This window comes from Embleya sp. NPDC008237, assembly GCF_042956465.1.
Taxonomy (GTDB): domain Bacteria; phylum Actinomycetota; class Actinomycetes; order Streptomycetales; family Streptomycetaceae; genus Embleya.
The window spans coordinates 83,070-94,630 of sequence record NZ_JBIBGL010000009.1 but is presented as its reverse complement, the minus strand read 5'-3'; the positions used below and the strand labels follow the sequence as shown (position 1 = coordinate 94,630).

11 protein-coding genes are annotated in these 11,561 nt (G+C 71.9%); 7 read left to right on the top strand and 4 right to left on the bottom strand.

Translation table 11 applies throughout. The annotated features are described in order from the left end of the window. Positions 1-31: 31 nt before the first annotated feature. Positions 32-724, bottom strand: a complete 693-nt coding sequence (locus ACFZBU_RS23670) for a type 1 glutamine amidotransferase (protein WP_391585604.1) — start codon at positions 722-724, stop codon at positions 32-34. Positions 725-1,029: 305 nt separating this feature from the next. Here ACFZBU_RS23670 and ACFZBU_RS23665 point away from each other — a divergent pair, with 305 nt between their 5' ends. The 5 genes from ACFZBU_RS23665 to ACFZBU_RS23645 all read left to right on the top strand — a co-directional run bounded on the left by ACFZBU_RS23665 (position 1,030) and on the right by ACFZBU_RS23645 (position 6,872). Further along, positions 1,030-2,748, top strand: coding sequence for an amidohydrolase (locus tag ACFZBU_RS23665; RefSeq protein WP_391585603.1), 1,719 nt, complete (start codon positions 1,030-1,032; stop codon positions 2,746-2,748). Between the two features lie 599 nt (positions 2,749-3,347). Then, a complete protein-coding gene (locus ACFZBU_RS23660; protein WP_391585602.1) occupies positions 3,348-3,560 on the top strand; it encodes a hypothetical protein in 213 nt (70 codons plus the stop codon). Between the two features lie 157 nt (positions 3,561-3,717). Further along, positions 3,718-4,380, top strand: a complete 663-nt coding sequence (locus tag ACFZBU_RS23655) for a hypothetical protein (protein ID WP_391585601.1) — start codon at positions 3,718-3,720, stop codon at positions 4,378-4,380. A gap of 55 nt (positions 4,381-4,435) precedes the next feature. Next, entirely contained in the window at positions 4,436-5,728 is a 1,293-nt protein-coding gene (locus ACFZBU_RS23650; RefSeq protein WP_391585600.1) for an ROK family protein, read from the top strand. A 106-nt stretch (positions 5,729-5,834) separates the two neighbouring features. Then, positions 5,835-6,872 carry an ROK family protein gene (locus tag ACFZBU_RS23645; protein ID WP_391585599.1) on the top strand — a complete coding sequence of 346 codons (1,038 nt, stop codon included), beginning with the start codon at positions 5,835-5,837 and terminating at the stop codon, positions 6,870-6,872. A 192-nt stretch (positions 6,873-7,064) separates the two neighbouring features. On the opposite strand, the gene ACFZBU_RS23640 is transcribed toward ACFZBU_RS23645, so the two are convergent. From ACFZBU_RS23640 to ACFZBU_RS23630, 3 genes are all read right to left on the bottom strand, one after another. After that, on the bottom strand, positions 7,065-8,006 hold the full coding sequence (locus ACFZBU_RS23640) for a ribose-phosphate diphosphokinase (RefSeq protein WP_391585598.1): 942 nt from the start codon (positions 8,004-8,006) through the stop codon (positions 7,065-7,067). A 278-nt stretch (positions 8,007-8,284) separates the two neighbouring features. Next, positions 8,285-8,599, bottom strand: coding sequence for a hypothetical protein (locus ACFZBU_RS23635; protein ID WP_391585597.1), 315 nt, complete (start codon positions 8,597-8,599; stop codon positions 8,285-8,287). Between the two features lie 130 nt (positions 8,600-8,729). Then, positions 8,730-9,665 (bottom strand): hypothetical protein, encoded by a 936-nt coding sequence (locus ACFZBU_RS23630; protein WP_391585596.1) that lies wholly within the window; start codon positions 9,663-9,665, stop codon positions 8,730-8,732. Positions 9,666-9,900: 235 nt separating this feature from the next. Between ACFZBU_RS23630 and ACFZBU_RS23625 the strand changes: the two genes are divergently transcribed. Next, entirely contained in the window at positions 9,901-10,569 is a 669-nt protein-coding gene (locus ACFZBU_RS23625) for a papain-like cysteine protease family protein (RefSeq protein WP_391585595.1), read from the top strand. Between the two features lie 4 nt (positions 10,570-10,573). After that, positions 10,574-11,392: a hypothetical protein gene (locus ACFZBU_RS23620; protein ID WP_391585594.1), complete on the top strand. Its 819-nt coding sequence runs from the start codon at positions 10,574-10,576 to the stop codon at positions 11,390-11,392. Positions 11,393-11,561: the final 169 nt, after the last annotated feature.

Below are 11,561 nucleotides of genomic sequence, written 5' to 3'. Positions count from 1 at the left end.
GCGGCTCTCGGCCGCCGGTGTCGGGGGTGGCTCAGAGCTTGGCCACGTCCGCCAGGAATGCGTCCACCAGCGCGTCGGCCCGCTCTCGGGCATCCGGCTCCATCCGTCGCAACGCCGCGACGTCAAGGCCGAGTTCCCGGGCCTGGACGGCGCCGCCGCCGGCCAGCCAGGCGGCCACGATCCCCGGAGTGACCTCGGGATGGAACTGCACGCCGAGCGAGCGCCCCACGACGTACGCCTGCGGACCCGCCGCGGACCGGGCGATCTCCCGCCCGCCCGGCGGGACTGTGAAGCGGTCGAAGTGCCACTGGTACCAGGGGCCGGGCGAGATCAGGGTCGGCTCGTCCGACGCGATCGGGTGCCACCCCAGCTCGAACCGCGGTGCCCGCTCGACGCGTCCGCCCAGCGCGGCGGCCAACGCCTGTGCGCCGAAGCAGATCCCCAGGACGGGTACGTCCGCCCGGACCGCCTCGGCCAGCAGCGCGAGTTCCTCGCCGATCCAGGTACCGATCGTCGCGGTGTCGTAGACCGACCACGGCGCACCCAGCGACACGACGAGGTCGAAGTCGGTGGGGCGCGGGAAGTCGACCCGCACATCGGGGGAGTGGAAACGCCGCTCGGGCACGACCGTCACCTCGTGCGGCACGAAGCCGCGTTCGGCCAGCCGCGCACCCACGTATCCGGCGTGCGAGTGGTGGTCGTGGCGAATGATCAGGGCGCGCACCGAAGGCCTCCGAGACTGATTTGATCCCAAACGATAAGCCGCGTCGGCGCGGATCACAAGGTCGGGTCGCCGGTTGCGAGGTCTCGGGGGCGCCGGGGCGGTCCCGGGGTCCAGGGCCGGCCCAGGGGCTCGGAGAGCGGGGCCGGTTTGCGAGATCGGGCGGCTCGCGCTCGTCGGTCTCCCCGTCCGAGGTCGAAGAATCGTGCCGAGGTCTTGTGGCGGCCGGGGTCGATCCATATCGTTTGGCCTCAAATAATGTTGGGTGTCGACTCCCCGATGTGTCGTCGCTACGCAAGGAGACCCGGATGCCGGTCTGCGCCGATCTCGTCCTGATCAACGGCCGCGTCCTCACCGTGGACGCCGCGTTCACCGTCGTCGAGGCGCTCGCGGTGCGCGCCGGCCGGATCGTTGCGGTCGGCTCGGATGCCGAGATCCGGCCGCTGATCGGCCCCGGGACCGAGGTGGTCGACCTGGCCGGCCGCACCGCGCTGCCCGGCATCAACGACTCGCACCTGCACGCGTGCGCCTTCGGCGCGACCCGCCCGCCGCTCGCCGTCGATGTGTCGCACCCCGCCGTCGGCTCGATCGCCGACATCGCCGGCGCCGTGGCCCGGCACGCCGAGACGCTGCCGCCGGACGCCTGGGTGATCGGCAACGGCTGGGACATCGGCTACCTGGCGGAGTGCCGGTCGCCGGCACCGACCGAGGCCGGCGCCCGCCTGCCGCACCGCCGGGACCTGGACGCGGTGGTCGAGGATCGACCGGTCCTGCTCTACGAGTTCAGCGGGCACACCGCATGGTTGAACAGCCACGCCCTCCGGGTCGCCGGGATCGACCGGAACACGGTCGCCCCGCCCGGCGGCATCATCGAGGTCGACGCCGCCGGCGAGCCCACCGGCCTGCTCCGCGAGGGCGCGCAGAACCTGGTCAACGCGGCCGTACCGCCGATGACCCGGGCCGACCGGGAGCGGGCCGTGCGCGCGGCCGTGGCCATCTGCCACGCCGAGGGCATCACCAGCTTCACCGAACCGGGCCTGGGCCCCGGCGGCGGCTCGCTGTTCCTCGGCGCGGCCGGCGCGGACACCCTGGCGGTCTATGCGGAGCTGGCCCGCTCGGGGAAACTCGCGGCCCGGGTGAGCGTGTTGCTGCTCCCGCTGGCCATGGGCGAGGCCGCCGACGTGTTGCCCGAGCGGCTGGCGGCACCGCTCCCGGACGGGATCGCCGACCTGGACCCCCGACTGCTGCGGATCCTGGGCGTCAAGGTCTTCGCGGACGGGATACCGCCGAGTCGCACCGCGTGGATGCGCGAGGAGTACGTCGGCGGCGGCAACGGCTGCCTGTGCATGCACGGCGACTCGGATGTCCTGCGCGTGGACGAACTGCGCGCCATCGTCCGGCACGCACACGCCGCCGGGCACCAGATCGGCGTGCACGTCACCGGCGACCGGGCGATCGACGCGTTGGTCGAGGCGTTCGAGGAGGCTGCCGCGGCGTGCCCGCGTCGGGACGAGCGGCACTACGTCATCCACGGCGACTTCTGCACGCCGCGCAGCCTGCGCACGCTCGCCGCACACGGCTGGGGGGTGAACATGAACCCGGCGATCAAGTGGACCATCGCCGACCTGATGGACGGCGTGGTCGGTCCGGAACGCTCCGCCTACCAGTGGCCGGTGCGCAGCGCCGTGGAAGCGGGCATCGCGGTCACCGCGAGTTCGGACGCGCCGATCACGCACCCCGATTGGCGGCGCGGGGTGTCCGCGATGATGTTGCGCGAATCCAAGGCCACCGGCCGGACCAGCGGCCCCGAGCAGTGCGTGGACCTGGCCACGGCGGTGCGCGCGTACACGATCAACGCCGCGCGCCAGGACTTCGCCGAGGACTGGAAGGGCTCGCTGGAGGTGGGCAAGGTGGCCGACGTCTGCGTCCTGGACGGCGACCTGACCACCGCCGACCCGCACGAGATCGCCGACCTCGCGGTCGCGCTGACCATCTTCGACGGCCGGATCGTGTACGCGGCCCGATAGCGCCGCCCACAGCGCCGCAGGGTCCGTCGCCGGACCCCACCGCCTCGCCGCGGCGGCCGGGTCGGGGCCAGGTGAGGACGGCGGACCTTCGCGCGACCGGGAGCGGTTTCGGAGTATGCCGGTGCGTCGGTACCCCCGCTGCCTGACGGACCATCAGTTATTCGGGCGGAATTCGTGCATCCCGCATCGATTTTCGCGTCGCCGATCCGTCGGGGAGACCGTTCCAAGATCTTCGAAAATTTCTTTTCCCGGCCGGCTCGGAGCCTCGACGACCGGAATCCATCGAAACCCGGTCGAGCACGCCCCGAGGTGAACTGTTTTGTACGTATTCTTTCCTTCGGGCCGGCCGAAGCGGTGAAAACCGGACGGCCATCAAAATCAAAAACGAATGATCCGGAGCCGTGAATCGGGAGACGTTTGTTCTCCGCCCGAAACCGTCGTACGCTCCCTTCAAGAGGTCATCCTAAAGCTCCGAACGGCTAATTGATCATTCTCCTGTTCGGTCCCTCGTCACCGTCGCCTGTCTTTCGGCGCTTGGCCGCATTCGTTGCGGTGTACCGCCCACCGAGAAAAGCGCGATGGCGAGGAGGAATGTCCCTATGAGTACGGCCGGGACGGGGCCCCAGGACCCGAATGAGGAGCGGTGGCGGGCGATGCATGCCTTCACGGCTGCCGAGTGCGCCGCCGGTATGTGCGAGCGGGCCGTATCGACGGACCACTTCGGCGCACCCGCCGACATCGGGTGGGCGGCCGGCCTCGTGGCCGTGGTCGTCGCGATCGTGTACGCCCTGCGCGCGATGCCGCACGACTGACCGACGCCGCACGACCGACCGAAGACGCCACCCGACCGACAACAGGTGATCGGCCCGTGGGTCCGGACGACACGCGTCGCCCGGACCCACGGGATCCGATCGACCCCGCCCACATGAGGGCGCGAACTCCGGATTGACGCAGGAATAGGGGACCCCGATGCGCAAGGGGAAGAACGAACGCGACCGCGAACGCACGGCGGCCAGGGCCTGCGAGGCCGTCGAGAAGTATCGCGGGATCGCCGCCGAGTACAACTCGGAACTGCGGCTGGGATCCGATTTCCGCAAGGACATCGAACTCCTCGCCGGATTCAACGATCTTCACTACACCGCTCTCTACGCCGTCGTCGGGCGAAAGCCCGAAGCGCTCTGGATCGCGGCGGCCAACGCGAGCGGAAGCAACGTCTTCGTTCCGATGCCCAGGCCCTCCACCCTGGTGCTCGGCCTCGGTTCCTGCACATTCCACGTCGTGCTCTATCTCAACGGACACCAGGAGCAGTACGCGCAACACCTCCACCACCGCCTGGAGCCCTGGGACCTGCTGCCGCGCAGGTACACCGGGCGGGTCAATCTGCTTCCGCACAAGGAGAAGCGGGGCGAGGTCTGGTATTCCGGCGGAGGACGGCAGCACCACAACGGACTGCTGCCCCGGGACCGTGAGGGGCTCCGGGTGGGCGACCACGTCGAGTTCAGCCTGGCGTGGGACGCCAAGCGAAGGTCTCCGGTCGCGGTCCTGCTCACCCCACCCGGAGGGCGCGACCGCCGGCTCGGTGTCACCCCCATGGAACGCGCGTTTCACGTGTCGGCGGAAACCGCCGCCTGAGAGAACGGATGTGTCGACCGTGCCCGTCGGCGATCAAGGAATCCCCGTCGAAGTCATGCTGCGCCAAGCGGGTCTGCGCAGGCGACGCGGGGAACTGGTGGCCCTGCAACTCCAGGCCCAACAACGCAACTGGGAACGCATCTTCGACACCATCGTCCGCGTCGACGGGCCACTGGCGAAGGACATCGCCGAGATCACCGGCCTGGGCGGGAGCACGGTGACCGGGGTGCTGCAGCGGATGGAGGAGAAGAACCTCATCACCCGCAAGCCCGTCGCCTCCGACGGGTCGAAGCGCGTCGGCCGGTCCGCCCGGGTCCGCGTCGTTGCCGGCAGGCACTACCTCGCCGGGGTGGAGATCCGCCGGGACGGCCTCACCGGACTGATCGTCGACCTGCGCGGCGAGCCCGTCGGCGAGCGGCGCGAACTCGCGTTGGCCCCCGTTCGCGGACCCATGGACGTCGACCTCCTGGTCGACGGCGTACGCGACCTCGTCGACGAACTGACCCTGAGTCTGCGCGCACTTCGCGACGACGCGCAGGCGCCGCTCCTGGGGCTGGGCGTCGAACTCGGTGGCCACATCGACGGCCGCAGCGGGGAGGTCGTCTGTTCCCCCGACCTCCAGTGGGGGGAACACTGGGCCATCCCGCGGGTGCCGTTGCGCCGGCTGCTGCGCGCGGCCACCCGGCTGCACACCGTGGTCGACAACGACGCCAACGCGCTCGGCACGGCCCAGAGATGGTTCGGGGCCGCCCGCAACGAAGACTCGTTCCTGATGGTGCTCGTCACCCGGGACGGGGTCGGCGCATGCGAGTTCCGCGACGGCCAACCCCACCGAGGGGCGACCGGCAAGGCCGGGGAACTCGGCCACGTGGTCGCCGTCCCCGGCGGCGAGCCGTGTCGTTGCGGCAATCGTGGATGCGTGGAGGCCGTGGCCACCACGTCGGCGATCGTCAAGGCCGCCGACGCGAAGGACCTGGCCGAGGCTCGCGCGCGTGCCGCCGACCAGGATGCCGGCGCCCGGAAGGCCTTCGTGGACGCGGGCACCGCGCTCGGGCGTGGTCTGGCGTCCATGATCACCTGCATCGACCCGGCGAAGATCATCTTCACCGGTGACGCCGTCACCGCGTCGGAGTCGGACGCACAGCGGCTCGTCCTGTACAGCGACCACTATCACGAGGCGATGCTTCGTGCCGTCGACGAGTACACCGTCTTCTCCGGTCCACCGCCGGGTTCGTTCCTGCTCATCCAGGACAGGGAGCACTGGAACGGTCCTCGCGGCGCGGCAACCATGGTCATCCGCGACGTCATCGCAGGGGCCGTGGACGTCGGCGCGACCGCCGAGCGCTGAGCGCCGGGCCGAACACGCCCCGACCGCGCCGCCGCGCCCACATGTCCCGCACCACCCCACCGCCCCACCGCCACCACCCCACCGCCACAAGACGGAGCCTGTGCCCATGTCTGAACACGTCCCCTCGGCCCCCGCGCGGAGCGCGGCACCGCCCATCCCCCGTCTCGCGATCGGCCTCGACATCGGCGGCACCAAGATCGCCGGCGGCGTCGTGGCCGCGTCCGGTGAGCTCCTGCGGTACCTGCGCGTCCCCACGCCCCCCGGACGCGACGGGACCCCCATTGCCCTCCTGGACCTGATCGCCCGCCTCCGCGCCGAGTACCCGACCGTCGAAGCCGTCGGGGTCGGCGCCGCGGGAATGGTCGAGTGGCCCGCCGGGCTCCTGCGCTGGGCGCCGAACAACGACTACCAGGAGCTGCCTCTGCGGGACCTGCTGATCGAACGCACCGGCCTACCCGTCGTCGTGGAGAACGACGCCAACGCCGCCGCCTGGGCCGAAGTGCGCCTCGGCGGCGGGGCGGGGCACGCCGACGTCGTCGTCCTCACCGTGGGAACGGGCATCGGCGGCGGCCTGATTCTCGACGGCGCCCTCTACCGCGGGCACACCGGCATCGGCTCCGAGGTCGGGCACATCATCGTCAACCCGGAAGGCGGCAACATCTGCGGCTGTGGGGCCACCGGCTGCCTGGAGGCCCAGGCGTCGGGAACGGCGCTCGGACGCATGGCCCGCGAGGCCGTCGCCGCCGACCCCGACGGTGCGCTGGCGGGCTTCGCCCCGAGTTCCGGCGAGGTGACCGGCGAGACCGTCTTCGCCGCCGCCGAACAGGGGGACCCCACGGCGCGCGCCCTCTTCGAGCGGCTCGGCTTCTGGCTCGGCACCGGTGTCGCCTCACTCGTCAACATCTTCGACCCCGAGATCGTCGTCATCGGCGGCAGCCTCGGAGCCACCGGCGACCACCTGTTCCGTCCCACCCGGGCCACCTTCGAGCGCCTCGTCGTCGCCCGGGACCACCGAAAACTGCCCCCCGTCGTCCCCGCCGCCCTCGGCACCGAGGCGGGCATCGTCGGCGCCGCCATCCTCGCCCTGGACGAGCCACCCGCCACCCGCGCCGACGCCCCGACCCCGGTCGCGGCCGCCGTGTGACGCCTCCTCCGCGATTCGGTACGGCCGTGATCGCGGCCGTACCACGCGGGATCGGCTCCGTGGATCCGGGCGGGCCGTCCGCCGGGTCGGTCCGGGGCGCCGTCGTGATGATCCCGGAGCGGCGAGCCGCGCGAGCGTCGGAGTGGGCCCGCGGGCTTGCCCGCCCCGGGGCGGGGGGCGGGTGGGCGTCGATCACATGTCGAACAGTGCGCTGACGCTTTCGCCGTTGTGGATGCGGCGGACGGCCTCGGCGAGGGCGGGGGCGATGGACAACACGCGCAGCTTGTCGGTGTGTTCACCGGAGGGGACCGGGACCGTGTTGGTGCAGACGATCTCCAGCACGTCGGGCTGGTCGGAGAGGCGTTTGAGGGCCCCGGCGGCGAACAGGCCGTGCGTGCACGCGACGCGGATCGAACGCGCGCCCAACTCGCGGAGCCGGTCGAGCAGTTCCAGGACCGTGCTGCCCTTGGCGATCTCGTCGTCCAGCACGATCACGTCCCGGCCGGCGACCTCGCCGATCACCGCGCTGATCGCCACCCGGTCGTCCGCGAAGCGCTGCTTGGCGCCGGCGGCCACCTGCGCGCCGAGCATCCGGGCGAACGCGGCGGCCTCCTTGGCGTTGCCCAGGTCGGGCGAGACCACGGTGGTGTTGGACAGGTCGTAGCGCCGGAAGTGCTCGGCCAACTCGCGCAGCGCATGCAGATGGTCGACCGGGACCGAGAAGAATCCGTGCACCTGCGGCGAGTGCAGCGTCATCGCCAGCACCCGACTCGCGCCGGAGGCGACCATGAGGTCGGCGACCAGCCGGCCGCCGATCGAGATGCGCGGCGCATCCTTCTTGTCCGAGCGAGCGTAGGCGTAGTGCGGCATCACCACCGTGATCCGGCCCGCCGAGGCGCCGCGGGCGGCGTCGCACATCAGCAACAACTCGACCAGGTTCTCCTGGACGGGCGCGACCAGCGGCTGGATCAGAAACACGTCGTGTTCACGGCAGTTGGCCTGAAGTTGCACTTCGAGGCAGTCGTTCGCGAATCTGTTCACCCGGGTCGGACTGAGGGGGACACCCAGGTGTGCGCAGACCTGGGCGGCCAGTTCGGGATGTGCGCTACCGCTGAACACGGCGATCTCTCGCACGAACGCTCCTTGTTCTTTCGAGTCGCAGTCGTGGGCCCGTCGCCACATGCTATGGGCCGACCCCCCGAGACACCGAAAGAACGACGACGCCCGCCCGCGACGCGGCCGCGTCGGCCGCTGTGCGTGCCGCTGTTCGCGGGTGTGATCACGCGGGACGGTGGCCGTCGATCGACTCGGGCAGCCATGTCGGCCCGAAGCCGCTCGGCGGCCCGGGTGACCCGCGCGATGTGCGGTTGTCGGCGCGGATCCGGGTTGCGCGACGCGAGCGACGCCGAGTGCTACGGGAGCCGGGCGCCGATCCGCAGCAGCACGTCGCCCGAACCGTCGGGGGAGGGGTGCACCGACCACACCCGCTCGGAGATGGTGGTGCCGCGCTCGGTCGTGTACTCCCCGACCCACAGCGTCGAGTGCTCGTCCGGATCGACCAGCACCTGCGCCGTCGTCCGCGAACCGTCCGCGAACAGCAGGTCGCCCGGCGCCGTCCCGGCCCGGTGCGGATCGGTCGTGCCCGGGGCGTGCACGCGCACCAGGGCACCGGGATACAGGTGTGAATTCGCGGCTCGCAGGACGGGCCGTTCGATCGCGTCGCTCACGCGCGCCGCTCCTTCCGTCGGGTGCGGCCCATCCAACGCCATCGCGCACCCGGGCGCTTCCGCTGCTGCGCCCATCGGGTGACGCGCGGTTCGGCCCACCGCGTACCCGGGCGGCCGAACTCCCGGGCGGTCAGGTCCAGTCCCAGCCGATGCCCAGGATGCCCGGCCCGACGTCCCGTTCGGCCAGGTGGACCACACAGTGCCGGCCGTTCAGGGTCAGATCGCGCCGGTCGGTGCGCGGCGCGCCCGCCGTGCTCCGGGTGAACCGACGGCAGTGCACCGGCAGCGCGGCGGGGTCGAAACGCACCTGGAGTACGTACTGCCCGCACGGGAAGGTGAAGCCGCGCACGTACTCGTCGCTGGGCCCGCCGGTGCCGTCCTCGAACCCGTAGCCGAAGACGTAGGTGTCGCCGGCGCGCAACCGCGCGTCGAACAACAACTCCGCCACGAGCACGGCGGCGTCCCGGCTCCAGCGCACCCGTCCCACCCGGCAGTTCTCCGTCGCCCGGACCCGAACCTGCTCGGGCGCGCAGCCGCGGTCGCCGATGTGGATGGCGAGATAGCGGTCGACCCCGTCGCGATGCGCGCGGACCACGTGTTGCGAGGCGCGGCCCAGGAGTTCGCGCCGGGCTCCGACCCGGACCTGTTCGAGCTGGCACACCGTGTGCAGGCCGCCGTCCGCGGGCGACTCCAGGTCGGTCAACAACCGGCCGAGCGTGCCGGACTCCTCCACCACCGCACGATAGGAGCGCGACGCCGTGTGCTCGGCGGCCCCCGGCTCCAACAACCTGGTCAGCGCGTGCGGCGGCAGGTCCAGCACCTCTTCGAGCGCTCGCACCGCGCGCAGCGACTCGGCCCGCTGCGGCCGACGCGCGCCCTGCTGCCAATAGCTGAGGCTGGTCACCCCGACCTGCACTCCGCGCTGGGCCAACCGGTGCTGCACCCGGTGCAGGGCCAGGCCGCGGGCGGCCAGCGCCGCGCGCAGCGCCAGATGGAACGGCCCCGCACGCAGGACCCGGGCCAACTCCGCCTCGACCGGCTCGCCCCGGGTGTCGGTCCGCGGCATCGCACGCCTCCCTTGTGAACGTTCACGGCGGACCGGTCGGGATCGGCGCTCGCGACCGAGGTGTTCCGGTCGACCGGTCACGCGTCGTTCACAGGCCGGTCGAGGCGTTCACACCACCGCTTCACCCCGCATTGAAGCGTCTTGAAACACACCACGACAACACCCGATGCTCCACCTTGCAGCGTCCGGACGCGCACCACGCCCCACCTCGTCCCTCCGTTACGGAAGGAACGTCATGACTCGAACGTCCCCACGAACGGGCCGCATATCCGGCCGCCGCACGTCGGCGCTGACCCTCACGGTGCTCGCGCTGCTCTCCGCGCTGCTCGCGGTGCCCTCGGCCGCATCCGCCTCGACCGCCGGCACCATCGCACCGGCCGCACGGACGCAGAACTCCGCGGAGCAGGCGCAGCCGTTCGCGCTCGCCGCCAAGAAGCTGAACATCACCATGCAGGCCCAGCAGAAGAGCAACTGGTGCTGGGCGGGCGCGGGCAACACCATCGCGACCTGGTACGGCCGCAACTACAGCCAGAACCAGTTCTGCAACGCGGCCTTCGGCCGTTCGCAGAGCACCGAGTGCCCCAACTCGCAGGCCACGCTGGGCAACGTGCAGACCGCGCTGCGCTGGGCCGGCATCAACTCGGGTTCCTACGTGAGCGGTTGGCTCCAGTACGGCACGGTTCAGACCGAGGTCAACGCGAACCGGCCGATCGAGACCCGGATCCAGTGGTCCTCGGGCGGCGGCCACATGCACGTGATCCACGGCTACGACACCGCGCAGAACTGGGTCTACTGGGGCGACCCGTGGCCGGACAACTACCGCTACAACTGGGCCGCGCACAACTGGTACGTGGACAACAACGAGTTCTCCTGGACCCACTCGCTCTACCGGATCGGAGCGTGACGCCATGACCGGAGGCGGCATCAAGCGCCTGTTCGCGGCGGGCACCCTCGCGGCGGCGCTCACCCTGACGCTCACCCCGCAGTCCGCGCACGCCGCGTCCGTACCCGCGCCGCCGGCGCCGGACGCGATCAGCGTGGGCGCCGCGCGCGACGTGGTCGCGGCGCCCGGCACGCTCGACACGCTGTCCAGGTTCTTCGCCCGCGACGGCGCGCTCGCCGCGGCGGACGCGGCACCCAGGATCGAGGGCGACGTGGTCGCCGTGTACACACTGGCCCCGGAGTTCGTCGCGGCCCGACCGGGGGCTCGGCCGGTGCCGATCGCCCGGCAGGAGTTCCTGGCCGCCACGGTCGTGGCCGCGGACGGCCGCAAGGCGTCGGTGTGGACGGCCGACACGCCGCGCGGCCGGCAGGTGGTCAACATCGCGGACGGCGACGACGAGGCCCGTTACGCCGCGGCCGGCGCGCGTCTGCCGGCCGGCGGCATCGTCTTCCGCGAGCCGCAGATCAACGCCTGGTACGTGCAGGGCGGCGACCGGGTGTTGCCGCTGAACGCCGACGCGAAACGCGCGATCGGCGCCGCCGGGACCAGCGTCTCGGCGTACCGGGACCGGGTGCACCGGGCCTACGCGGACAAGTTGCCCGGCTCCGGCTACGACGCCAAGGGCCTCGCGGGCGGCTTCGGGCCGACGGACACCGGTACGGGCGCTGCGCGCACCGCCGACGACCCGTTCGGCGTCGGACCGACCGCGATCGCCGCGGCCGGCCTGCTCGGCGTCGCCGGCGTGGGCGGCGTGCTGGTCAAGGTGCGGCGCCGCCGCGGCTGACCCCGATGCGTCCCGGCCCGACCGGGCCGGGACCTTCCGGCCGAGCGGGGTCGACGCCCCTCCCCACGTCGACCCCGCTCGGGAACGGCTCTGCCACGACGGCCCGCGCGCCCGCGCCCGCACCCGCCGAGCACGCGGGGGCGGGTGCGGGTGCGGGTGCAAGCGCGGT